The sequence below is a fragment of the Brevundimonas huaxiensis genome, assembly GCF_014218725.1.
Taxonomy (GTDB): domain Bacteria; phylum Pseudomonadota; class Alphaproteobacteria; order Caulobacterales; family Caulobacteraceae; genus Brevundimonas; species Brevundimonas huaxiensis.
This window is the reverse complement of record NZ_JABBJE010000004.1, coordinates 182,985-207,331: the sequence shown is the minus strand read 5'-3', so window position 1 is coordinate 207,331 and position 24,347 is coordinate 182,985. Positions and strand designations below refer to the sequence as shown.

The window sequence follows — 24,347 nt, the reverse complement described above, 5'->3', positions numbered from 1 at the left end:
GGCCATGGCATACCAGACGCCCTGCCTTATTGCTTCACATCAAATTCAGCTTCGGTTCAATGAAATCATCGCCAGATGAAAATCACACAGCGACTGGCATGGTGTCCGTTGAGGATGCCTCAAATCTTTACAGACTTTTTCTGCTGCGCGAACCCGAAACACCGGCTTCAGCTGAGGCGATTTCTGGAAACGAAATAGTCGCTACTATTGTTCAGTTTCTATCTTCCGATGAATTCGAACACAACTCACTTGCGCCGATACGGCAGGGCCGCCTTCCACGCGCGGCACATACCACAGCAGCGTCCGATCTGAAGGCCTGGGCGGCCGGCCGACTAAGGTTCACTGATGAGCAGCGCCTTCGCCTGTCGAATGCCAGAACCCACCTTCAGATCATAGCAACAGTGCTCACCAGCCGGGACCTCGCAGACATCGGCGCGATGCCGACAGTATCGGCGATAAAAAAGATAAGTCAGATCGCGGACAGTGCGGCCAACCTTGAAGGCCGCATAGATTATGCGGACTCGAAATTTGTTCGTGGCTGGGTCGTCCACCACGATCGCCGACTAACTCAGCTACGCGTAGAATGCTGGCTGAACGGAAAATTCGTCTGTAGCACGGCTGCGACAGTTCGCAGGCCTGATCTTGAGGACCAACTGGGAGTTGATGCGTGCGTTGGCTTTGAATTTTCCTTGCCGCAAGATTTTAACAGACACAGATTTTCCAACGTCGACATAAAGGACTGCCTAACCGGGCTCTTCTTTGCGTCGACGGAGATCATGCCTGGTTCCGAAATCGGAGGCGGTTTCGACGAAATAGAATTGTCATCTAACTCGAAATCAAATGTCGGATACGACGCCTACTACAATCGATGGAGGCGAGATGCCGAAATTGGTCCGGATAAATTTTCCGGAACAGGCATACATGTCGTACTAAATGGGCTCAGCTCGACAGCCGATGACATTGAACGATCCCTTAGTAGCATTATCGCTCAGAGGCATTCTCACTTTTACATAACCGTTGTGACCTCGTCTGAAAATGCGGCGTTGGTTTTGGGAATAACGGATCGTGCAAGAAACCAGAATGGAATTCTGGTGGATGTTTTGAATGTTGGCCCACAAGAAAACTGGATACAGGACTTATCTATAAATAGGCTTGCTGATTTAGTACATGTGCTGTCGGCTGGTGCGGTCCTTCATCCCGACGCCCTGTCCTTATTCGCTTACTACGGCGACAGTAACATAGACGCGAATATGTTATATTGCGATGAAGATCACTACTATGAAAATGAAGACGGCATCACAGTCCATTCTCAGCCGTACTTCAAACCGTCGTTTGACAGAGAACTCCTAATCCAGAACCCTTACATCGGCAACGCCGTTTCTTTCAGACGATCATTTTGGAATTCCATTCGCGCCATTCCGATGGATTGTAATAATCAAACCCTGCAAAGCGCGCTGGCTCTTATCGTAGACGGACAAGCAATACACATTCCTTCCTTGCTATATTCAAAGCCAATAAAATGGACAAACAATGATAATGGATGGATTTCGACGATAAAGTCATATCTATCTACTCTCAGCGTGAAAGCATATATCGTCAATCATTCCGATATACTGGGGGAAAACCTAACGGGCGCCATCAGGGTCAAAATTCCGCCAGAGCCTTGTAAGGTTGCAGTCATCATACCGACGAAAGATCGCATGGATCTAGTCCGGCCCTGCATCGACAGTATCGTCAATAGTCGGCTTTTCAATTTTTCACATGTTGATGTTGTCGTCGTCAATCATCAGAGCGTTTGCGAAGAAACAATTTCATTCTTGAACGAGGCCAACGCGTCCGGTCTTATCCACACGATAGACTATGATGGCGAGTTCAACTGGGCGCTTATGAATAATATCGCCGCCGAACAGTGTGACGCTGACGTTCTGATATTCTTGAATAACGATACGATCGTTTTAAGCCCCGACTGGCTCGACGAACTTGCTTCCAGGGCCCTGCAGCCCGGAGTTGGCGCTGTGGGGTGCCGCCTTCTTTACGAGGACGGCACACTACAACATGCCGGCTTCGTGGCGAGGGAAGACCCCAACGAGTTTCTTGTGCACGAGGGGGTTGGGGAAGAGGGTAGTGACGGCGGTTACTTGGGCCGCCATGCCTTAGCGCACGAAACGATTGCCGTGACCGGCGCATGTCTGGCGGTTCGCCGATCTACATTTCTGGCCCTTGGCGGCTTTGACGCCGTGGAATTTCCAGTCGACGGCAACGACGTGGATTTTTGCTTCAGAGCACGAGACGCCGGCTACTCGGTGATCTATACGCCCTTCGCCACTCTTTATCATCTGGAGTCGAAGACGCGTGGCTGTGGGGCGACCGAAACCGCGCGCGCTGAGGCAAGGCGCGCCTTGGGGAGTCTATGGCGTAGGTGGTCCAAGAAGATGCTGCCTGATCCCTTTTACAATCCCCATTTTGACCGCCGCGCACGGCCCTTTAGTCGCCTGAGACCGCCGCCGGACCTGGCGGCGGGCTTTTTCGAGGATATTTCGCCGCCAGCGTTCAGCGGGCGGATTGGACAACGACCATGAAGCAAGATCAGCCTCGACAGGGGCTAGCGAGGCCGCAACATGGTCGGACCTGTTCCATTGGTCGCGTCCTTATAGAAGGGCAGTTTTGCGGCTTTGCCAGCCTTTCGATCGTCAACCGAAACCTGGCCACGGCTCTGTTGCGTCGTGGGGTGGACGTCAGGATTTTGCCCACAGATCGACATGAGGGCGATGGGGAAATTCATCGCGCAGGTCTGGCAAGCCTGACCTTGTCGCATGCTGAACCTGTAGACGTGCATCTGCGTAACGCCTGGCCACCGGTTACGCACGGCATGTCCGGCAAACGAAACGGGCTTGTGTGCTGGGCATGGGAAGAAAGCGAAGTTCCCGCGCTGATGGCGGCCCGCTTCAATCGGGATCTGGATTTCATTCTCACGACGGCCGAGTATGTTTCCGAGGCGCTCCGCCGATCAGGCGTGACAATCCCCTGCCCAATGGTCGGAAACGGCGCAGACCAAATTCTGGCCGACGCTCGTAGCCAAGTCATTCCTACCGAACGCAAGCGTCTGCTTCATATTTCGACGTGCCTGCCTCGAAAGGCGCCCGAGGCCTTGGTCACATCATACTGCGAGGCTTTTGATGGGCGTGACGATGTCGAGCTCTATATCAAGACCAGCCCCAACCCCCACAACGCGATCGGTCGCATTGTCGAAGATGTTAGGGCGGGTTTTAAATATCCGCCTCACATCATCATAGATGAGTCCAAGCTCGATGCGGCCGGTATCGGTCGGCTTTACAAGAGCGCAACGGCGGTGGTTTTGGTAAGCCGCGGTGAAGGATTCGGACTTCCACTGGCCGAGGCGATGCACCTCGGCATACCCGTGGTGGCGGCCAGGGTCGGCGGTCAGGCTGATTTTTGCACCGAGCAGACCGCCCTGCTGGTCGAAAGCCATCCTGCAAAATCACAGTCTCACGTCGCGTCGGCCTATGGCCTTTGGGAAGAGCCTGAAAGACAGAGCTTCGTGAGCGCGCTAAAGGTGGCTATAGATGCCCCGGAGACGACCCGCCGCCTGGCTTCGAACGCCAAGACGCTGGCCTCTGAGTCCTTGACTTGGGATGCCGTCGCCGGCCGCGTGGTTTCCGCGCTCGCCGGTTCGCCGTCGGCCGTCACTTCGCCATCGCCTTCCTTCGAAGTCGTATCAACCTGGAATGAAGAGTGCGGTCTGGCGACCTACTCGGAGCAGTTGTTCGGGCAAACCCGGTTGTCCAGCGGACTGGCTCACGTGTGGGCCCGGCGCTCTCTCAAGCCGGCTGATCCAGGCGCGATTGAGGAGGGCGTCACACGGCTATGGGGCTACGACGGCGTATCGCTGCAGCGTTTCGCCGACAAGGTGGGCAATGACGCCAAGGCGCCCGTCCTGTGGTTTCAACACCATCCAGGATATTTCTCGGCTGACGACATGCGGAGGGTAACGCCCGCGCTGCGTCGAGGTCGTGAAAGACTTATAATCACGCTGCACAACGTCAAAGAGACATTGCAGTCAGGAGCCGATTGGCTCCGCGGCTTTGACGTCATCGTTGCGCACTCGGCCGAAGACGTCGAAGAGTTGGGTCGGGCCGGCTATCGCGGCGAAGTTCTGCCGCATGGAGTCCGGATCCTGGCGACCCCCCATCGCACCGACCCGAACAAGTTCGTCGTCGGCAGTTTTGGATTTCTGACCGAACACAAGAACCTGGAACTCCTCGTCAGCGCCGTGGCTCAGGCCCGTCGTTCGGATCCTCGCATTTGTCTGGTGCTGGCGAACGCTCAAAGGGTGGAGCGGCAAAGCCGCGTGGCTCGCACCCGCGTGGAGGCGCTCATTCGTTCAATGAATCTGCAGGATTCGGTGTCGACGAATTTCGAATTCCTGCCGGACGAAGAGATCGTGAAGCTGCTTGCGCCGTGCGATTTGTTGGCCTTCCCCTACGGTCCCTCGCCCGAAGGCGCCTCGGGCGCCGCGCGCATGGCGATCGCCCTCGACCGTCCGACCTTGCTGTCGAGTTCGGGCGTGTTTCGCGATCTCTGGCCCTTCAGCCATCTGGTGCGGAGACTGGATGTCGAGACGCTGGCTGAGGCCTTGCTGGGACTGGCGCAGGATGACGCCGTCAGAACGCTGCATGATCGGGCGCGCCGACGTTACGCCGAGACCCACAGCTGGGATGTCGTCAGCCAACGCGCCGCCAATTTGATGAGGATTTCTTGATGTCGACGCCGCGCGATCCCGCAGCCATTCCCGCCGAGTTGATGAGCCTTCCCGCGGCGTCCTTTGTCCGCGCCGCAATCGAAACCCTAGGTGCGACCTCTGTGACGCCCAGAGACGCCAATGCCTTGACCCAGTCCATCATGCGGGGCGTCAACAAGTCCAAGATCTGGGCGGCGATCCAGGCGCGCGCCATCGGCGTTCCTGCGGCTGCGCCGCCAACGGTTCCCACGGCCCTCGTGCGGCCCGACGACGAGATCGCCACGGAAGAAGTTCTGATCGGTCATGCCCCGGATGACGATACGATCTTTGTGGACTACGCCGCTTATCGCCTGATCGGTCGTGATCTGCAGATGCATGAGCGGTTGGCTCTGAGAAATCGTCTGAACTCGGGTTCCAGTCGCTCGGACGTGATCCGCGAGATCATCGACATGGCGCGCGCCGAGGGCCGAAATCCGACCGTTGCGCGGATCATGGGCGATACGCCCTTCTCGCTCGTTTCGGCCGAGCGAAGAGAACGTCTTGTGCTCATGCTGTCGCTGGGCGAGCGCGGCCTCATGGTCGCCGACGGCGGTCTGACCGAGAACGCGGTCTATCAGGCAGGCGGGCTGGGCCTTGAACCAGGACTGGTTTTCGCCGGGCCCAAGAAGTCGCTGCGCGCCGGTCGCTGGAGGCTGAACGTGAACTGGGAGCAGCATCCCGACTCTGCGATCTGCTTCGAGGCCACTGTGAACGGCGGTTTGGAGAAGCTGTTCTCCATGACCTTTGCAGGCCAGGCCGGTTTCGCGTCCGAATTCACGATCCTGCCGGAACATCTAGTGTTCGAACTGCTGATCTTCGCAATCCGCAAAGGCGAAGCGGATGACGCGGCCTGGATCGTCAAGCCGCAGGAAGTCAGCTTGACCTGGATCGCCGAATGACGCTCGCCGCTTTGTTCAAGCGCATTCGCAAGGCACGGTCGGCGAGCGCGCGAAAACAGATCCTTCAAGCGGCCAAGGCCGCGAAGCTGCAACACGACTGGCGCGGGGCCGCCGACCTTTACCGGCGCGCCCTTCAGCTTCAGGACGGCTTCGGCCCGCGTGTGCAGCTGGGTCATATGCTGAAGGAGGCCGGCGACCTTGAGGGCGCACAGGCCGCCTATTTCCAGGCGCTGAAGCAGAAGCCCGACGACGCGGATCTGAATGTCCAGATCGGTCACTTCTTCTGGGTCAAGGGCCAGGCGGAGGAATCCCTCGCCTATTATGAACGCGCAGCCGAACTCGCCCTCAACGACCGCGCGATCGCAGAGGCGCTGCGGATCGGCAGAACGCGCGCGGCCGATGCCCCGTGGCAGGGTCGCATCGACGACGCCATGACGGCCATGGCGCAAGGCCGATGGGCTGCCGCCGAGACGGGCCTGAGAGCGCTCGTTGACGCCGGACGGCCCAACTACCTGCTGGTGCTGGCCCATGCGGTCAAGGAACAGGGCCGTCTCGACGAGGCCGTGGACCTGTATGGCCGCTATCTTCAGGCGGTCACGGTGGATGGCGGACCTCTGGCCTATGAAGCGCGGCTGCAATACGCCAATGCGCTGCAACTGGCTCAACAGTTCAGCAAGGCGGCGGAACAGTTCTCGCTGGCCCGGATGCTGCGCATGGAAACCGAAGGCTGGGCAGGCTCAGAGGATCATGTGCTGGAGCAGATCCGGATCTGCCTACAACACGTCCATCCAGCGCTGGACACCTCACGACTGCGATAGGCTGCGCCTAAACCGGCCGGCCGCGATAGCGCAGGACCAGCGGAACCGTCAGCGTCATTTCGTGGCTGATCCCGTGCTCCCAGAGATGAGGACGCCCGTGATTGCACGACGGCGTCGCGACAATGAAGTCGATCGGTATCGTATGCGACGTTTTGCATTTCACAAAAGCTGCACGCAGAGCGCGCTCGAAAGGCGACACAGTCACTACGATGTTCGCATCTTGCCTGGGGCTGACCAATTCAGCCGGGCTTCATTTTAAGATGGAAATAGTCTGAACGACGAGAAACTGTCTCATCATGCGCATACATTCATTCGACCAGCCGGTTGTTTCGGCGGAGGCGGCGGCGAACAGCTATGGTCATTACTTGGCTTCAACGACGATCGACCGTCTGTCTCTCGCTCTAAAGCGTGTTGAGGCATTCGGACATCACGCCGACCTGGCTGAGAGTGGGGCCTCGCTCGCTCAGGACCTTGTGATCGATGCCCTCGAGCGAAGGGTTGCATTGTCCTTGGTCAGGATCGGCGACGGCGAGGGGAATATTCTTGGTGCGTTTGAGCCCCACTTCCGAGACGCTAGGAATCATTCGACGCGTGAAATTCTGAACATGATGTTCGCCACGTCAGGCTTTTCAAACGCGGAGCTTCTCCGCATGCGGTTCGATATGATTGAGGCTCTGGTGAACGCTGACATTCTCGGCGTTTCAGACTGGGTCCGCGTTGGAAGACTTGAAGCCTTACGTCAATCACCGGACGGCCGTTCTGATGTGCGAGGATACATGGGCTCGTACGAATCGATCGTTCAGGTGGATAAGACGCTTCAGGCGTCGCAGCCACGCCGACGACTGATTGTCAGCAACCACATCCACCGCTATTTGATGGACTTCTACGCGTCCATCGCTTCGCAGGCCGACGAGGTACTCCTGATCGGCCCATACGATCTGTCCTCGGCGCTTCAACAGGCATTCGGTATTCAGAAAGTTCGGACGCTGACGATTCCGAACCAAGCCTCGTCGACCCCAGGCGAAGGCGCGAAGTGGTTTCCAGACGCATACGACCGCTTGCTGGAAAATATGAAAGTGGGGCCCGGCGTCCTGACCCTTGTGGCTGCCGGATTGCTCGGCAAAGCGTTGTGCCGCCACGCTCAACTGCAAGGCGCGGTCGCACTGGATATCGGCAGCGTCGTCGATGTCTGGCGCGGCAAGGCGGTTCGAAACTATCACAGCCCTGAATTCGTCGATCGCTTTAAGATCGCCGACAGCTAGCCTTACCGGCGAATGAAGCAGGCCATTTTCTGATCGCGCGGATGATCCCAATCGCCAATCCACTCAAACGCCCAGTTCTCGGGCGTGGCGGCTCGGATTTGGGCCTGCGAAAAATGGAAGGGATCACGGTCAGGGTGGGTGACGACGCCATCCGGACGGTTAAGGCTGACGCCTTCGCCTTCAAAAAATGTCGCATAAAACCGGCCCTCAGGCTTCATAGCGGGATGCAGGCGCTCCAGACACCGCGTCAGATAATCCAGAGTCAGGTGCGTGAAGACGGAGGTCGCAATCGCGGCATCGAAACAGATGTCGAATGGGATTCCAAAATCCGACGTCACGAACAGGTTTTCCCGCGGCAGTCGGTCGGCAAAACCAGCCGCGACGATCTCGTTCGTATAGCCCGCCTCGATCAAAGAGGCCGAGATATCGATCCCGTAATAGCGGCTCGGCTCTAACCAGGCCACCAGAGGCTTGCCGGCGCGAAGCGATCCGCACCCGATATCCAGCAGATCATGCCCGGGCTGAAGGCCGCGAGAAATCAAAAAGTCGCGTTGGAGCGCGCCCATAACGTCCCAGAGCCCACCCACAACACTCCGATGTCCCTCTGTTTCGATGCGGCGACGGGTAACGTCCTCGTCCACGTAGCGATTGATGGGCATGCGCTAAACCTTGGCCATTCGACACACTGATACTGCGGACATAGTGGCATATAGCCAAGCTGTCACGGATGTGCGGACAAAAAGGCAAAGTGAACTCGGTTGCGCCACAGTAAACCGAACATCGTTCGAACTTCTCGCAACCCGTGGCTTTCTGAACACAGCGCCACTTATCTTACCTGCGCTTTTGACCAGCGCCGGCCCATTGTTATCAAATCGTTGCATAGACAGCTCTTTTCCGCCGTCACGTCGTTGATCGAGCGCGGGTCAACGTCCTTGACGTTTCTGTTTGCGACAGGATACAAGGTCGATGCCGTGGGCGCAGCCTCTGACCTCTTTGAGTTCCGAACTGTGGCCGAAAGGCGTTCAAACGTTGGCTCGTCCACAAATCTAAGTTGTCTCGAGGGACCCTCTCTATGAAAAAGAATCTTCTTTTGGCTGCGGCGGCTATGTCCGTCATGGCTACGGCAGGTGCGGCTAGCGCGCACACCCTGACCTTCCGTGCGGCTACCGCATCCACGACGGACATTGATGCGGGAACCACCGGCGTCGGCGCAACCGGATACCGCCTGGCGGAAGAAGCTGTGAGCACCGCGGGTGGCACCTTCGCCCTGCTTGCTGACCTGTCGGGCACCTCGACGTTCCCGTCGGGCAACAACCTCATCACTATCGACCTGGCCGGTGGTACGTTCGCGACCGGCGTGACCTCGGCCAACGTAGTGGCTGCCGGCTGCACGACCGTTCTGTCTTCGGGCGGCGCTGCTGGCTCGACCTCGGCAACCTTCCTGATTTCGTCGGCTGGCGCGGGCTGCGGTAGTGTCGATCTCGACCTGCCTGTAACCCCCAACGCAGGCGCAGACGTGTGGGCGAGAACCACTCTCCGCACCGAAAGCGGCACCCCCATCGATCCCGACACCGCTCAAGTGCAACCGGCAGGCAATCCGTTTGGCGCGCTTGCAGCAAACCAAGAGGCTCTTCAGATCGTTGATCGCGTCAACGCGTTCAACGTCGTCATCGATGGCGCCATTGGCGCCGGCGCCCTGAACGATACGTTCGCAACCCTCACCACCTCGCCGGTCTATACGACCTTCTTCGTTGGCGCTGGCGGCCACACCACTCCCTCCGAGTCGACAGACGAGGCTCAACTCGGCACGATCACGATCGCCGTCGATACGACCGCTCGTCGCGACCTGGCTAACACCCCGGTCGCTGCTACGGACGTTCAAGATGCGGACGTTCTCGTCACGGGCAACTTCAATGCGTTCAACGGTCCTGGCGGCGGTGTCACGCTGGGTGCCGTTGCTGCGACCGTCAATGCCGCCGCAACTCAAGCAGCTATCAACAACCAGCAAGCGGCACTGACGGCTGGCTCTGTGGCTTTCCGCGTCAACGCCGATGGCGGTCCGATCGCCAGCTCCTCCTACTCGGCTACCGTTTCGTACGTGCTTGACAGCACCTACTACACGCAAGAAGGCCCTGTCTCCGGCGCTCTGGAAACAATCGGTCGCGACGGTACGAACGTTGTCATGCCGTGGATGAACTCGAGCGCAGTTCAGGCTCGCACGGGCACCAATAACGTCATCCGTCTGGGCAACATCAGCTCGGGCGCTACGGGCCCGGTGTTTGCGCAAGTATTGAACTCGGTTAACTCCGCTACGGGTTACACCCCGGCTGCGGCACCTGTGCAAATCGCGCCGTCCATCGCCGCTAACGGCGAACTGGTGGTTACGACTGCAGCGTTGACCAGCGCATTGGGTGAGTGGGGCCGCGGCGACGTCCAGATTTCGGTCGAAGCTCCGAGCGCTACGATCACCGCTCGTCGCTACGCTACTCTGGCGAATGGTTCTGTGACCGAGTTCGAAAGCGGAACGGTTGCAAACGACCAAAACGCAGTCAACGTGCCTTAAGAACCGCACATTGATCGGAAAGGGAGGGCTTCGGCCCTCCCTTTTTTTTGTGTGATGCGCGGTAGAGTCAAAGGCCACCTTTAGAAATCGAGATGTCCATGACGCCCGCTTCAAGCCCCTCGCCCGTCGCCGTGATCGGCATGCATCGATCCGGGACGTCCTGCCTGGCGGGGTGTCTTGAGGATTTGGGCCTGCATCTTGGCGCGGTGAATACCGCCGCACCGCACAACAAGAAGGGCAATCGCGAGAACCCCCGGTTCTGGCCCGTCCACGACGCTGTCCTGGCCCGCGTCGGCGCCGCCTGGGATGCGCCGCCCAACACGCCCGTCGCCTGGACCGCGAGCGAGATCGCCGATCTGAAAGCGGTGTTGGCCGACTACGATACCCTGCCGACGCCTTGGGGCTTCAAGGATCCCCGCGCCACGCTCTTGCTGGACGGGTGGTTTGAAGTTCTACCGGATTTGAAGCTGGTCGCCTCCATCCGCCACCCCCTCGCCGTCGCGGGCTCTCTGGCGGCGCGCAACGGGTTCGATCAGGCGCGGTCCCTTGCCATCTGGACCGGATACAATCGTGCCGTCCTTCGGTGGCGCGACCTGACGCCATTCTCCGTCATCGACTACGATGCGGACGACTACGAAGCCCGCGTCCGACGCGTCGCGGCGGGATTGGGTTTGAACGCCGCAGCGCCCATGCCCTTCCGCTCGGATGAGTTGAACCACCAGAAGATCAACGCCGCCGTGCCAGCCTCTGTCGCCGACCTTTGGGCGGCGCTACAGGACGCCGCGCAATGAAGCGGCCGGCCCTTTCGGTCATCGTCATCGGTTTCGACATGGCGCGCGAGTTGCCGCGCACCGTCACCTCTCTTCTTCCGCCTTATCAGCGCGGTCTGGAGATTGAGGACGTCGAAATCATCGTCGTAGACAATGGCTCGGCCCAGCCCGTGACCCGCGACCTGTTTTCACAAGAGGCGGACATTCAGATCCTGCGCGTCGATGACGGCGGCGTATCCCCCTGTCGCGCCATCAATCGCGGCGTCGCGCTGGCGCGTGCAGACCATATCGCGCTGATGATCGACGGCGCGCGAATGGTGTCGCCCGGCATGGTCCGCGCCGCTCTGGACGCGGCCGGCTCAAGCCCCGACGCCTTCGTCGCGACGCTCGGTTTTCATCTCGGCCCCAAGGTTCAGCAGATTTCAGTCGAAGAAGGCTACAGCCGTGACGTCGAGGACCGCCTGCTGGCCGACATCGACTGGCCGAACGGCGACGGCTATCGCCTCTTCGAAATCTGCGCCCTCGGTGAAAGCTACGCCATGGGGGTTCTTGCCCCCCCGACCGAGACGACGTTCTTCGTCATGCGCAAAGCCATGTTCGAAGCGATCGGCGGATACAATGAGGATTTCGTGCAGCTGGGCGGCGGCTTCGCCAGTTTCGACTTCTTTCGCCGGGCGGTTGACGCTGCTGGAGACGGCTTCATCATGCTGGTCGGGGAAGGCACATTCCACCAGTTGCATTACGGGGCGACCACACAAGCGGGTGGCATCCGACGTCAAGCCGAAGCCGGCCGGTCATTGGGTGACCTCTTTGCCCAGGAGTATGAGGCCTTGGTCGGACGTCCTTACGGCCGCGTCCAGACGATGCCGCTTTTGAGAGGCCGGATCACACACCCTGCGGTTCCGCGTCTGTTCTTCGCTTCAACGGGTTAGGCCCGCGACACCGCTGGCGGGCCGCGCTATAACCCGAACTCAGCGCCCCGCATCGAAATCAGATTCAGACTTGTCAACAGACACCGACGCCGCCCCCGTGGTCATCCCCTTCACCCCCGCCCCGACGCGTCGTCGCTTGGGCGAGGAGCTGATCGCGCGCGGCATGATCCGCGAGGCGGATCTGGTCAACGCCCTGACCTTGCAGGGACAGAACGGCGGCCTTTTGGGCCTGAACCTGGTGCGGCTGGGCGCCGTGTCCGAGGCGCAGTTGCTGGATGTGCTGTCCGAGCAGTTGAACCTGCCCATCCTTCTGCCCGAGCAAAGCCCCCGCCCCGACCAAATCGCCGCCTTCCTGGCCGAAATCCGTTCTCCGCTGAACTGGTGGGCCGAGAACGAGGCCGTCGCCTGGCGCGAAGAAGCCAGCGAGGATGCGCCCGGCCGTATCGTCTGCGCCGCCGTCCAGCCCCTGTCTCCCGCCCTCAGCGAACGCATCGCCCAGGCCAGCAAGGACCCCGTCCTCTTCCTTCTGGCCCAGCGGTCGCTGATTGAGGCCCTGACCCAGGACCTGCACGCCGATGGCGCGCCCCTGATGGACGGGCTGATGAGCGGCGGCGCCGATGCGGCGCGCCTGCGCGAGCTGGCCCAGGAAGCCCCCACCATTGATTTCGTCAACGCCGTCTTCGCAGAGGCCCTGACGCGCCGCGCCTCTGACGTTCACGTCGAACCCTATGAGGATCGCTTTCTGGTGCGGATGCGCATCGACGGCGTTTTGACCACCGCGCGCGCCGCCCCCCGCGCCAACTTCGAAGCCGTCGCCTCGCGCATCAAACTGCTCAGCGGCATGGACATCGGCGAACGTCGCCTGCCGCAGGACGGCCGCCAATCGGTGCGCGTCTCGGGCCAGGAAGTGGATCTGCGCGTCTCCACCCTGCCCTGTTCCTGGGGCGAATCGATCGTGCTGCGCCTCCTGGGCAAGACCAGTCGTCTGCCGCAGCTGTCGGAACTGGGGGTGGGCGAGGATCAGGAAAAGACCCTGCTCGAACTGTCGGAACAGCCCAACGGCGTCTTCCTGATCACCGGGCCGACCGGATCCGGCAAGACCACGACCATCTATCGCCTGCTGACGCACCTGAACGACGGCGAGCGCAAGATCATCACCGTTGAGGATCCGGTCGAACTGGATCTGCCGGGCGTCATCCAGGTGCGCGTGCGCGCCGACATCGGCCTGACCTTCGCCGCCGGCCTGCGGTCGATCCTGCGCCAGGATCCCGACGTCATCATGGTCGGCGAAATTCGCGATCCCGAAACCGCGCGCATCGCGGTTCAGGCCGCCTTGACGGGCCACCTGGTCATTTCCACCGTCCACACCAACACCGCCCTGGCCGCCGTGCCGCGTCTGCTGGATCTCGGCATCGAGGACTATCTGCTGGCCGATGTGTTGCGTGGGGTGGCGGGACAGCGGCTGGTGCGCCGCCTGTGCGACTGCGCCCGTCCCTCGACCCCGCAGGAGGCCGCCGAGCACGAGCAGTCGATCCCGGCACACCTTCGCGCCACGGCCGAAGCCGAGATCGCCGCCTGGCGCGAACCCGTGGGCTGCGCCCGCTGTGGGCAGTCCGGCTATCGCGGCCGGATCGGCGCCTATGAGATCGCGCCCGCCTCGCCGGCGCTGATCCAGGCGCTGCGAAAATCCGCCGACGAGGACCAGCTGACCGACATCGCGCGTCAGGACGGGTTCCTCAGCTTCGGCGACGACGCCTTCCTGAAGGCTCGACGCGGCCTGACCACCCTGTCCGAGGTTCACCGCATCGTCGGCGGCGGCGACTGATCGTGACGCCGCAGGCTTTCCAGTATCAGGCGATCGATCGCCAGGGTGCGATGTCCCGGGGCGTGCTGACCGCGCCCAATGAAGCCGCGCTGGTGCGGCGGCTGTCGGCCGAAGGCCTGACGGTCCTGAAGGTGTCGCCCGCCGCAGCCGCGCAAGGCGAAGGCCAGAACCGGCCCTTGAAGTCGGGTGAGCGGGTGCTGGTCCTGCGGCAGCTGGGCCTGATGCTGGAGGCCGGCGTTTCGCTGCTGGAATCGCTGGATACGGTTGCGCAGGGCATGCAGTCGCGGAAAGGCAAGGAACAATTCCTGGCCGCCATCGCCGCCCTGCGACGCGGCGATTCGCTGGGCAAGGCCTTGGAGGAACACGTTCCGGGCTTTCCCGACTATCTGTACGCCATGGCGCGTGTGGGCGAAGCCTCGGGTCGCGTCGCCGAAGTGCTCAAACAGGCTGCAGAGCAAATGGCCTATGAGGATCGGCTGCGGAAGGATTTCGGCAATGCGATGACCTATCCGGCCTTCCTGCTGATGGCCGGATTGGGCGCCGTCGCCTTCATCTTCACCCAGGTGGTGCCGCGCTTCGGCGCCATGATCGGCGAAGACCGCAGTCGCGTGCCGACCGTATCGCGCTGGGTGTTGTCCGCCGGCGAGTTCGCCAACGCCAACATAGGCGTAATCGGCATCGGGCTCGGCGCCCTGATCGCCCTGGTCGTCGTGATCGCCACCAATCCCGCGATCAAGGCGCGGGCCTATACGCTGGCGCATGGCCTGCCGGTCGTGGGCGGCGTGCTGCAGGCGCGCGAAATCGCAGCCTGGGCGCGACTGACGTCCTTCGCCCTGGTGAACGGTGTGCCGATCCTGTCGGCCGTCGCCCTGGCGCGTGCCGCCGTCCCGATCGGGCCCTTCAGGCAAGGCCTGAACCGGCTCGAAAACGATCTGAAGGCCGGCCTGACGCTGGATGCGTCTCTGGCGGCTCACACCAAACTGGAAGCGATGGACCTCAGCCTGCTGCGCGCGGGCCAGCGTTCGGGCGCGATCGGAGCCATGTTCGGCTTCATGGCGGACAACTACGAAAACCGCCTGCGTGACAGCATGAAACGCATGACGTCGCTATTGGAGCCGGCGGCCATCGGCGCGATCTCGCTGATCGTCGGCTTCGTCGCCCTGTCCTTGGTGCTGGCGCTGTCCAGCGTCTACGAAGGTGTCGTTTGATCAGGCGTGGTCGCGAAGGCTTCAGCCTGATCGAGGCGCTTGTGGCGCTGGCGATCGCCGCGATGACATTGACCGCGATCTTCGAGCTTCAGCAGCAGATGATCCGCGGACAACGCCGCGCCGCCGATGTGATGGAACAGGTCGCCGCCCAGGAAAACGCCTTGGCCTTGACCCGCGACATCAATCCGATGGACCAACCCTCCGGAACGATCACGCTGCCCGAGGGCGACGTCATACGCTGGACCTCAAGCCCCAAGACGGAAAGCCGGACCAATGCCGGCTTTCCAACGGGAGACGGCACTTTCCAGGTCCAGCTCTTCACCGTCACGGTGGAGATCGAGCGGCGCAATGGTCGCTCGCCAGCCGCCTTGGTCTTCGACCGTATGGGTTGGCGACGAATGGTCGGCGAGGGAGCTTAAGGCGTCGTCACCGGCGCCGTGACGGGCTCCTGCGTGCTTGCAGGCGCGACCGACTCTTCGCCAACCATCGGCTCTGCCGGTGCAGCGACCGGCCGACCGCGCGGCGGCAGAAGCGAAGGCGTTTCGGAAGCAGGCAGGGGGCTGGGAAGATCCAGGCCCAATCCCCTGAATCTCGGACTGATCGACCACGGAGTCAGGGTATAGGACCAGCCGCGACCGGTTCGGAACGCGGCATTCATATTGCCGGCGTACTGGTCGGCGAAGTCCGCCATATCATCGTCGCCACGCACGATGTAGGGCGTGATCAGGAGCAGAAGCTCGGTTCGTTCACCGCTGATCGAATTGCTCTGCAAGGCCGAGCCGATGATCGGAATGTCCTTCAGGAAGGGTATGCCTGTATTCGCCTTCGTGTAGTTGTTGCCGATGAGGCCGCCTAGGACGCCGGTCCATCCATCCTTGATGGCGATCTGCGTCGTCAGGCTTCGGTTCAAGATCGTCGGACTGGAGATGCTGGTGCCCGCCGGCGGCGCGCCTGCGGAGGACAGTTCCTGGCTGATGCTGATGTCCACCCGGTCCCCATAGACCACGGGCGTAATCTCGAGAATGGTGCCCGTCTGACGATACTGCACGCTCTGGAGAATGTCGGTGTCGCCGTTAGAGTTGCTGTTCGACGCGCGTTGCGACGAGATGATCGGCACGTCGGTTCCGACTTGGAAACGCGCCGTTCCCCCGCTGCGCGTTACGAGCTGAGGCCGCTGGAGAATGCTGACGCGGTTGTTCGATGCGCTGGCGACGATCCGAGCCCTAAAATCCGGACCGATGAAGTTGAACACGCCCGCTGCGCCTTTCAGCGTCAAACCTTCTGTCGATCCGCTCAGAACGCCGTCGCCGCGCGTCTCAGTGCCGAAGAGATTGACGCCGATGTCCGTGCCGTCGGTCAGCGTGACTTCGGCGATCATGACCTCGATCACGACCTGAGGCGCCGGTGTGTCCAACGTCGACAGCAGGGTGCGCAGTTGAGCATAATCTCCGGCCGTACCGGTGAAGATGATGCGGTTGCCGATGGGGTCCGTCAGCAGACGGCCTCCCAGGAATGTCCCGGAGGCGCCTTGCTGAGCACTGCTTCCAGTGCTGGACATCTGGCCGCCTTGCCGAGGCGCGGCGCTGTCTCCAACCGTGACGGCCGGCGTGCCGGGAACACCGACGGGCGGCTGAGGTTGGTTTGTCGTCGGCGCCTGACCCATGGCCAGTTGGCCCAGCGACTGAGCGTCCGTATTGCGGACGTTGTAGACGAAGGTGGTCGCTTTGTCGCCGAGCGCAGCCGGACGATCCAGCATGCCGACCCAATAGTTCACGCGCTCCAGCAGCTCTGGATCCTTGGCGAACACGAGGATCTGATTGGCTTGCGGGAAGGACAGTATGACGATTGAGCGACCGGCCAGCGCCTGGCGGCTGACGATGTAGCCTTCGGTGGTGAGCGTCTGCTCCAGCGATGTCGCAAGCGCATCCGCGGCCCAGTAGACGGGTTCGACACGAAGAACATCAGCCCCGGCAAAGCGCGGTTGATCGATTTCGCGGAGCGTACGAACGACCTGCGCCACATCACGCGCCGAGCCCGATATGATCAGGCTGTTGGTCAGGGGATCCGGCGTGACCCGCGCGCCGCCAAGGTTTGGGAAGAGATCGCCCAACAAGGACTGCAGCACGTTCACTTCAATAGTCTGAACATTGAAGAACTGGACCACGCGACCGGAGGATGCGGGCGCTGTTCGGTTGCGAACGATCTCGCTGCCGATCGCGCCATTGGGGCTAGCGCCGACAGTGACCGCCCCGCCGTCGATATAGACGTCGATGCCGTATTGTTTCAGCGCCTGTTGCGTCAATCGAAACAGAGCGCGTTTGCTGATCGTCCCGCCCGTGCCGCCGGCAATGATCTCTGATCGTGTGGCCACGTCTCCGCTGAGAGAATAGGGCACATTGAGAACGCCGCCGAATACGGTCGCCGCGAATTGGGGGATAGACTGCGGCGCCAAGGTCGCATCGACCGGCTCATCAGCCAGCAGCGCCGCGATTTCGGCTTCGGTCGCCGGCGGTCGTTGGGGTGTCTGCGCAGTACGCGTCGGTATGGACAGACGTTCTGACGGGTTGCGTGCTCCGGCGACAGCCGCATCAGAACCGGTCGGCACAACATCACCGCCGCTGCGCGAATCTTCTGCACGATCGGGCATGCGAGTTGTGGTGGTCATCGTCGGGAATGCGGCGCAACCGGCCAGAAGCAGAGGCGTCAGGCAAACCGCCGCCATCAGCGACGAGGCTGTTCCCTTCATACGTGGGGCGGTGAACAACTTGGACATAGACAACTCCTGCGCGCCTCAGCCGTACAGACGGACCACGCGCGTTTCGCGGCCCTTTCGCAATGTGACGGCGCTTTCTGTGATCTCTTCGATTCGCCACCCGTCTCCGAACCGATCACCGACGACGATAGATTGGATTTGCGGCCCCGGCGCGGCAGGATCGCTCACCAGCGCCGCCAATGATCCGGTTGCAGGGTTGCGCTCTACACCCCGAAGCGCCTGTTTGAAGACCACCGACACATCAGGCGGCGGCGGAGGCGGCGGAGGCGGCGGCGGGGGCGGCGGAGGCGGCGGCGGAGCAGGCGGGGGCGGGTCGGAACGGAGCGTTCTCAGAAACCGGACTGCCGCGGCTGCACTTTCTCCGGGCCTGAGCACCAAGGTGTCCTGTCCAAGACCGCCACGGCGCACAGACGGCGGCTCCTCCGGCTCATTGGGGTTCTGCCACCCCAGCAAAAAGACGCCAACCAGGAACAGCACCACGAAAAGAGGACCAAAACGCATCAGCCGCCTACCTTCTCGGCCTTCGCTGCACCGGCAGGCAAAACCACAGGGAACGACAGACGAATGCGCACCTTCCCCGTCGGAGGTGGAAGCTGAGCGGCGGCGCCCTGCACCTGCTGAATTTGACCTTGGAATGTCGCGGCCGGCGTCATTTCATAGTCAAAACTCACGACCCGAAACCCTTCTGGCCAGCCGGCGACACGATCCAGAAAGGCAAAGGTCGGCGCCCATCGCAAATCCGCCTGGATTTCAGCGCCCACCCAATCGGTCACGCCAATCGTCTCGACTTCAGCATCAGTCGTGATCACGACGCTGGTCATTCCTGCGTCGAGTGCGGCTTTCGCCAGTTGCTGTTCAATGCGGACCTGGGCGACGGCGACGTTCGTGGCTTCAAATCCCCAGGTTTTCATATCTTCGACGGCGGTATCGTCTGCCGCTGCCGCTTCGACACGCCGCGCGGCGCTGGCTGCAAGACGGGCGCTGGCTCGCGTGGACAAGGCGTCGATGTAACGGTCTTCCTGCCTCACACGCCAGTCGGCGGCGCTGATTGGTGCGTAGATCAGGGCCGCCAGAACCATCACACCCAGCAAAACTCGCTCACGCGGCGTGGTGCGCTGAAGCCGAGCGAGAAGTGCACGCGTTTGCGTCCGGGTGGACACCCTGAGTCCGGCAATGATGTCCTGCAATCCAGCCCCGCCGCATCTTCGGCGCCCACCCGTTCACAATCGACGCGCGCGCATCCATCCGCTATAGCAGCCCCCGGGCTGTGGTAATAGCTTCATGGTTATAGGGACGTAGCGTTTGTCCATTCGTATTTCACGCAACCTTCGCCGTTTGATGGGTCGTCGATCCGTTCAGCGGGTCTCCGCCCGGCAAGGGTTCAGCTTGCTGGAAATTCTGGTCGTGTTGGCGATTATCGCCATGCTGGCCGCCGTGGTCGGACCACGACTCTTCGCTCAGCTTGATCGGTCGAAAACGACGACGGCCCGTCTGCAGATCCGCTCTATTGAAGCGGCGCTGGAAACAATGCGGTTGGATATCGGCCGTCTGCCGACGCAGCAGGAAGGTCTGGCGCTCCTTATGCAAGCCGATCCTCAGCAAGTCGCCGGCTGGTCCGGGCCGTACCTAGACAAGGCATTACCCTCGGACCCGTGGAACCGGCCATACGTCTATCTGCCGCCCAGCGCAGCTGCTGACGGCACCCCTGGCGCGCCCGAGAACCGCGCAAAGGTCGTCAGCTACGGTGCGGACGGCCAGGAAGGCGGTCAGGGCGCGAATGCCGACATCACATCCGATCAACGCTGACAGCAGCCGGGCTGGTTTCTCGCTGATCGAGATACTTGTGGTCCTAGCAATCTTTGCGCTCAGTGCTGCGGTGATCATGCCCAGCACATCGCGAATGCTGGATCAGGCGACGTCCCACGCGGTGTTCTTCGAGTTTCAAAAGCAGGTCTCGGACTATCGCAGAGAGGCCAATCGCACTGGGGTCGCCATTCGTCTGGCCGATCCAGAAGCCGCCAGGGGGGGTAGCCCGCAAGCGGGCGGCGCGCCAGAAGGAGCGTCTGATGATTGGGTCGATCGAACCGTGACCCTCAGGTCGCCATGGCGTTACACGATGGCTCCCGCTCTGGACATCGCCGCCGGCGGCGGCTGTTCGGACACCACGGCCAATCTGATCAATGGCGATCGTGTCGTCATGACCCTTCGGACGGCCGGTGGCGATTGCCGGTTTATTCGCCTGCAGTCAGCGGTGGAGCCGCCTCGCGGGTCTTCATCTCGATAATCAAACGCTGATTTTGCGCGTCCGTCCGTGGGCGAACGTCGTAAAAATAGCCCGAGCCTTCGAAATCGGCGATCAAGGTGTCGGCCACGGCGACCGCTGTATAAGGCAGGGTCAGGGTCAAGGTCTCGCTCTGGGCCTCAAGCGCGGTCGGGGTCAAATCGTGGAAGGCCACAATTCCGATCGCCGCGCCCGCGGCGCTAAGCGGATTTGTTCGGGCCTCGATCTCGGCATAGGCGGCCAGCTTGCGACGGTCGGCCTCCAGCCCGCCCATTTGGGCGGCGCGCGGCGTGGCAGCCTGAATCTGCGCTGTTTCCTTTTCGATTTCGTCGGCTTCTGACGCCAAGCGCGCGCCCTGACCCATCATGAAGAGGCTCAGGCCGATCGCCGTCAATGCAACGGCGCCGGCGCCGATACCGATCAGCTGTTCCTGGCTGAGGTCAGACGCAGACACAGCGAACGCAGGGGCGCTGAAGTCGATGGGAAGCGTCTGCGCTGCTGGGGGTGTTTCCGGCGCGTCCTCGGCGCCGCGCTGCAATCGCGTGAAAGCGCCCCACGAGGCGACATCGAAGCGCTCGCGCCGCCAGGCAGAAGCGATCAGACGACGCTCGCGCCACAACTGAGCCTCATAACCCTGCTCGAGCCGGACGATCCGCCATCCCACGCCAGGGGGTTGGGCCAGGGTTTCGGGCCGAACAAGCGGCGCGCGGGCGCCGTAGCGTGCGCTCACCAAGGCATTCACCGTCTCGGCGTCCCACCACCAGACGCCGAAATTGGAGCCGCTTTTCACCAGAGTAGAGCTGCTTACCATATAGGGCGAGCCCGTGCGTGCATGCAGGCGCGCCGCCTGCCCCCTGCGACTGCGCGGCAGATTGGCCGCCTCAAACAGGCTGAACGCCGTCAGATCACGCGCTAGCAGCACGACAGGCGGACGCAGCCTGCCGCCTGGACCGCCCGGATGAACCTGCATCCAGCGGCCATCGGCCAACAGCCGCTCAACGCGGGGCGTAAGGAAGTCGAACTGCATCGGACAAATCAGCCACGGCTCGCCCCGGAGCCTCTTTCAATTCAGTCTGGTCGATCCAGACCGGCCGCTCAACCCCTGAAGACGTCAACGTCAGTCGTGACCGATAGACCCAAGCCGACCGGCTGTCAGCCACGGTGAGGAGGATGCGTCCTGACGGGAAGGTGTAAAAGCTGTCTCCGCTCGTGTCCGGCAGCCCGGTCGCGGATGCAAAATCGGCGAATGACAGGAACGGCTGCTGTTCTCGCGCCCTGAAAGCCGTCTCAATCTGCGAGTCTGAGGCGCCGTAGAGGATCCGCATCGTGTCGGCTGTGGCCGTATTCACATTTTCGTTCGGCGAAGCGGAATCCATCGCGAGATGAGGCTGGATTTTTCGCCAACTGCTCATGCGCACAGCACCACGAAGGCCCAGAAGGGAAAGCCATTCCTCAGGGCGGCGCATGGCGCGGTTGGCGGGCCCAGCATCGTTGTAGTCCCTGGCCTCCGCTCCGTTGATCTGCTTCAGGTCGTCTTGATCGATATAGTCGCGATAGAGGGGCGATAAGCGGCGCGTCACAGCATCGGATAGCCCCAGGACGTCCCCTAGCCGCCGATAGCTGGAATCCTGCAGATACGCCAAGTTGATCAAGCCAGCCTGATCCTGGGACTTGATGAGCAAGCCGCCGTCGATGTCGATCTGATAACCACGACCGTCGAGCCGCACCAGTTCGCCCGCGCCCCCCGACGGATCGTAGATGGCGTCATCAAACAGACGCGGCCCTCCGGTGTTGATCCCGGTCGGGGCCATCGGCTCGGTGGCGACCATATAGGTCATCAACGCCTCCGCCGTCATTGCACGCGCCATGAACCGGACTCGCGCCCGCGCCGAGGCGGCCTCTGCCTGCAAGCTGCTCAAGGCCGTCATCGCAACCAGGAAGATGAGCGTGACGACCCCTGTCACCGCCAACACGGCGGGCAGGGCGAAGCCCGCACGTCGGCGGCGGGACTTAAAGCGGGTCATCAAATCGAATCCAGCTTTCGGGACGTCCGGATCCAGCTGAATCCAGAATATCGACCGCGCCGCCCTGAAAACGCACAAAAAGCCGGGTCGCGCGCATCTGTCCTTCGTCAGTGGCAGGCGCACGTCCTGCGAGAACGTAGACGTCGGACCAGACCATGCCGTCTACAGAATATGACAGGCGCGCGGCGGGATCGCTCGTGGTGATCAATGTCACGGGTCCAGAGCCAGCTTCGCACGTCAGCACACCCTGACCAGCGTCCCGGGTCACCGTCAAAACCATCCGTCCCGCCCATCCTTGTGGCGCGCATTGTGTGGCCCGCTCCATCACGACATCGGCCTCTAGCCGCTCGGGTGCGCCAGAAATGGCGCGATCAACTTGAGCATTGAAAGTTTCGGCCGGACGCAGGGCGATACTTCTGATCAAGACTCGAACATCGCTGACGGAAACGTCGAGATCCGCCGCCGACATCGCCCGGCGCCCCAGACTGAATCCGGTATCACCGGCCTTTATGCCGATGGAGAAGATGATGGCCAGCGCCATGCCGCCGATCGCCAAGACAACGAGCGCCTCGATCAGAGAAAAGCCAGAACGGAGAGCAATACGCCGCATCGCATGCTGTTAGCGGTTCCCGACGCGCTCGCCAATGGAGCGCGCCGTCACGCTTGGCGCTTGGGACGCGATGAGATATCAACCGCGCATTAGCCGGGGACGGGGATGAACAAGCAGACTTCGGTCGTGATCGCGGGCGGATTGGCCTTCGCGCTTTGGGGCGGGGTGACCAGTCTTGATTTGTTCGCCCAGGCTGAAGCCGGACCTCAGGCCATCGCCCCGCGACCCGTCGCCACGGCCATACAAACGCCAACCGACAGTCAGCGTCGCGCAGATTTGAACGCCAGACTTCGCGGCATGATCGCGGAGGGCAAGGGCGGGCGCCTGGCCGATGCGACGCCGCCATCGCGATCCGTTCGAGCGCGAGACGTACGTGCGACGCCCGTTGTGCGTCGCCCTCAAAATACAGTGAGGACATCGACCGTAGAATCGGCCGCGACGATTGCGCCGCCGGCCTACGATCCATCGAAGGCTCGCCCGCTTTCGGCGGCAAGAGGCTACAGGGCCCCTCGCCTCGATCTTTCGACACCCGCGAACGTCCCCAGCGATCCCCTCGCCTGCCTGACGCAGGCGATCTACTATGAAGCCCGCAACGAAAGCGAAGAGGGCCAGGCCGCAGTTGCAGAGGTGGTGCTGAACAGAGCCGGCAGCGGACGTTATCCACGCGACATCTGCCAAGTCGTCTATCAGCGCAATAGCCGCACCTGCCAGTTCACCTTCACCTGCGACGGTTCGATCGGTCGGTCGCCCATCAACATGACGGCCTGGGCCCGGGCCGAACGGATTGCGCGCAGCGTCTACGCCGGCGAGGCCAAGACTTTGCTGCCTCGCGGCTCTGTCAACTATCACGCCAACTATGTGCGACCGACCTGGGCGGGCCGTCTTGAGCGGGTCCGCCAGATTGGCGCGCACATCTTCTATGGCAATGCAAAGAATGGCCGGACACCGGGGGCGCAGGAAGCCCCGCCCGTCGCTCCGCGCGGCTTGGTTTTCGTCAGCAATACGGCGCTGGAGCAGGCTTACGCCGCCCTGACCGGGAAGGTGCCTGACTCGCAAAGTCGTTGATTTCAGGCTTCGTCCGATACGGAGTGGGTTTCGGCTGCGGTGATTTCGACCCCTCCGAAGGTCACGTGGCCGTCAAAAACACCTTCTAGCTGGACCAACCGCACTTCCGCAGGTGCGGCATCAAGCCATTGGTGGGACATGACAATTTCAAAATATCCCGGCCGGCCAGGGTAGATTTCTTGTGATTGATACGACTCAACCTCGCCCCAATCGATCCTGAACCTTGAGCGGCTCGCGCCATCATCGAAGCCAAGCGTGATCTTCGCCTTCCAAATCCCTGCTGGCACGGTGAGGTAGGGCCCAGAGATTAGAAATCGTGGCTTCCCCGTGATATCGAAGGGTTGCCCTGATCGCGCCAGATCAACAGATTTTACGTCGTAGCTAAATATTTCTGGCGACCAAGTTGTCTTATCTAGGTTCATGAGCAATGAACTTCCCTAACTGAAGACGTTCCTCCTCTCGAAGGGAAAACGCCGCAGCGAAAAACCCAAGAGAAAAAGCGGTTTCCACGAGGCAGTC

The 24,347-nt window shown here is 61.6% G+C and carries 21 protein-coding genes; 14 read left to right on the top strand and 7 right to left on the bottom strand.

What is annotated here, in order from left to right; all coding sequences use genetic code 11:
- The first annotated feature begins 29 nt into the window (after nt 1-29).
- From HF680_RS10030 to HF680_RS10010, 5 genes are all read left to right on the top strand, one after another.
- Nucleotides 30-2,579, top strand: coding sequence for a glycosyltransferase family 2 protein (locus HF680_RS10030; RefSeq protein ID WP_205196200.1), 2,550 nt, complete (start codon nt 30-32; stop codon nt 2,577-2,579).
- A complete protein-coding gene (locus HF680_RS10025; protein ID WP_185224963.1) occupies nt 2,576-4,780 on the top strand; it encodes a glycosyltransferase family 4 protein in 2,205 nt (734 codons plus the stop codon). The genes HF680_RS10030 and HF680_RS10025 overlap by 4 nt, the downstream gene beginning before the upstream one ends.
- Entirely contained in the window at nt 4,780-5,697 is a 918-nt protein-coding gene (locus HF680_RS10020) for a hypothetical protein (RefSeq protein WP_185224962.1), read from the top strand. Before HF680_RS10025 ends, HF680_RS10020 begins: the two co-directional genes overlap by 1 nt.
- Nucleotides 5,694-6,515, top strand: a complete 822-nt coding sequence (locus HF680_RS10015) for a tetratricopeptide repeat protein (protein WP_185224961.1) — start codon at nt 5,694-5,696, stop codon at nt 6,513-6,515. The genes HF680_RS10020 and HF680_RS10015 overlap by 4 nt, the downstream gene beginning before the upstream one ends.
- A 296-nt stretch (nt 6,516-6,811) precedes the next feature.
- Nucleotides 6,812-7,777, top strand: a complete 966-nt coding sequence (locus tag HF680_RS10010; RefSeq protein WP_185224960.1) for a hypothetical protein — start codon at nt 6,812-6,814, stop codon at nt 7,775-7,777.
- Between the two features lie 2 nt (nt 7,778-7,779).
- Here HF680_RS10010 and HF680_RS10005 read toward each other — a convergent pair whose 3' ends face one another.
- Nucleotides 7,780-8,436 (bottom strand): class I SAM-dependent methyltransferase, encoded by a 657-nt coding sequence (locus tag HF680_RS10005; RefSeq protein WP_185224959.1) that lies wholly within the window; start codon nt 8,434-8,436, stop codon nt 7,780-7,782.
- A gap of 413 nt (nt 8,437-8,849) precedes the next feature.
- On the opposite strand from HF680_RS10005, the gene HF680_RS10000 reads away from it, so the two are divergent.
- The 6 genes from HF680_RS10000 (at nt 8,850) to HF680_RS09975 (ending at nt 15,494) form a co-directional block, all read left to right on the top strand.
- Nucleotides 8,850-10,340 (top strand): hypothetical protein, encoded by a 1,491-nt coding sequence (locus HF680_RS10000; RefSeq protein ID WP_185224958.1) that lies wholly within the window; start codon nt 8,850-8,852, stop codon nt 10,338-10,340.
- Nucleotides 10,341-10,438: 98 nt separating this feature from the next.
- On the top strand, nt 10,439-11,131 hold the full coding sequence (locus tag HF680_RS09995) for a sulfotransferase family protein (RefSeq protein ID WP_185224957.1): 693 nt from the start codon (nt 10,439-10,441) through the stop codon (nt 11,129-11,131).
- Nucleotides 11,128-12,042: a glycosyltransferase family 2 protein gene (locus HF680_RS09990; RefSeq protein WP_185224956.1), complete on the top strand. Its 915-nt coding sequence runs from the start codon at nt 11,128-11,130 to the stop codon at nt 12,040-12,042. The genes HF680_RS09995 and HF680_RS09990 overlap by 4 nt, the downstream gene beginning before the upstream one ends.
- A gap of 70 nt (nt 12,043-12,112) precedes the next feature.
- Nucleotides 12,113-13,867 (top strand): GspE/PulE family protein, encoded by a 1,755-nt coding sequence (locus tag HF680_RS09985; RefSeq protein WP_185224955.1) that lies wholly within the window; start codon nt 12,113-12,115, stop codon nt 13,865-13,867.
- Between the two features lie 2 nt (nt 13,868-13,869).
- Nucleotides 13,870-15,075 (top strand): type II secretion system F family protein, encoded by a 1,206-nt coding sequence (locus tag HF680_RS09980; protein ID WP_185224954.1) that lies wholly within the window; start codon nt 13,870-13,872, stop codon nt 15,073-15,075.
- Complete coding sequence (locus HF680_RS09975; protein WP_185224953.1) at nt 15,072-15,494, top strand: type IV pilus modification PilV family protein; 423 nt, start codon at nt 15,072-15,074, stop codon at nt 15,492-15,494. The genes HF680_RS09980 and HF680_RS09975 overlap by 4 nt, the downstream gene beginning before the upstream one ends.
- Here HF680_RS09975 and HF680_RS09970 read toward each other — a convergent pair.
- Together HF680_RS09970 and HF680_RS09965 are read right to left on the bottom strand one after the other, a co-directional pair.
- A complete protein-coding gene (locus tag HF680_RS09970; protein WP_185224952.1) occupies nt 15,491-17,848 on the bottom strand; it encodes a secretin N-terminal domain-containing protein in 2,358 nt (785 codons plus the stop codon). The two genes, HF680_RS09975 and HF680_RS09970, sit on opposite strands and share 4 nt — an antisense overlap.
- 500 nt (nt 17,849-18,348) lie before the next feature.
- Nucleotides 18,349-19,035 carry a hypothetical protein gene (locus HF680_RS09965; protein ID WP_185224951.1) on the bottom strand — a complete coding sequence of 229 codons (687 nt, stop codon included), beginning with the start codon at nt 19,033-19,035 and terminating at the stop codon, nt 18,349-18,351.
- Nucleotides 19,036-19,150: 115 nt separating this feature from the next.
- Here HF680_RS09965 and gspG point away from each other — a divergent pair, with 115 nt between their 5' ends.
- Both gspG and HF680_RS09955 read left to right on the top strand, forming a co-directional pair.
- Entirely contained in the window at nt 19,151-19,654 is a 504-nt protein-coding gene (gene gspG, locus HF680_RS09960) for a type II secretion system major pseudopilin GspG (protein WP_235968933.1), read from the top strand.
- Nucleotides 19,626-20,132 (top strand): pilus assembly FimT family protein, encoded by a 507-nt coding sequence (locus HF680_RS09955; RefSeq protein ID WP_185224950.1) that lies wholly within the window; start codon nt 19,626-19,628, stop codon nt 20,130-20,132. The genes gspG and HF680_RS09955 overlap by 29 nt, the downstream gene beginning before the upstream one ends.
- On the opposite strand, the gene HF680_RS09950 is transcribed toward HF680_RS09955, so the two are convergent.
- From HF680_RS09950 to HF680_RS09940, 3 genes are read right to left on the bottom strand one after another with little or no spacing between them, the layout of a single operon-like run.
- The gene (locus HF680_RS09950) at nt 20,080-21,156 is read right to left on the bottom strand and encodes a hypothetical protein (RefSeq protein ID WP_185224949.1); all 1,077 of its coding nucleotides are present in this window, start codon (nt 21,154-21,156) and stop codon (nt 20,080-20,082) included. The genes HF680_RS09955 and HF680_RS09950 overlap by 53 nt on opposite strands.
- Nucleotides 21,125-22,153: a type II secretion system minor pseudopilin gene (locus HF680_RS09945; protein ID WP_185224948.1), complete on the bottom strand. Its 1,029-nt coding sequence runs from the start codon at nt 22,151-22,153 to the stop codon at nt 21,125-21,127. The genes HF680_RS09950 and HF680_RS09945 overlap by 32 nt, the downstream gene beginning before the upstream one ends.
- Nucleotides 22,140-22,763 carry a prepilin-type N-terminal cleavage/methylation domain-containing protein gene (locus HF680_RS09940; protein WP_185224947.1) on the bottom strand — a complete coding sequence of 208 codons (624 nt, stop codon included), beginning with the start codon at nt 22,761-22,763 and terminating at the stop codon, nt 22,140-22,142. The genes HF680_RS09945 and HF680_RS09940 overlap by 14 nt, the downstream gene beginning before the upstream one ends.
- Nucleotides 22,764-22,868: 105 nt before the next feature.
- On the opposite strand from HF680_RS09940, the gene HF680_RS09935 reads away from it, so the two are divergent.
- Nucleotides 22,869-23,828, top strand: a complete 960-nt coding sequence (locus tag HF680_RS09935) for a cell wall hydrolase (protein ID WP_185224946.1) — start codon at nt 22,869-22,871, stop codon at nt 23,826-23,828.
- Between the two features lie 2 nt (nt 23,829-23,830).
- On the opposite strand, the gene HF680_RS09930 is transcribed toward HF680_RS09935, so the two are convergent.
- A complete protein-coding gene (locus HF680_RS09930; RefSeq protein WP_185224945.1) occupies nt 23,831-24,250 on the bottom strand; it encodes a hypothetical protein in 420 nt (139 codons plus the stop codon).
- Between the last annotated feature and the right edge of the window lie 97 nt (nt 24,251-24,347).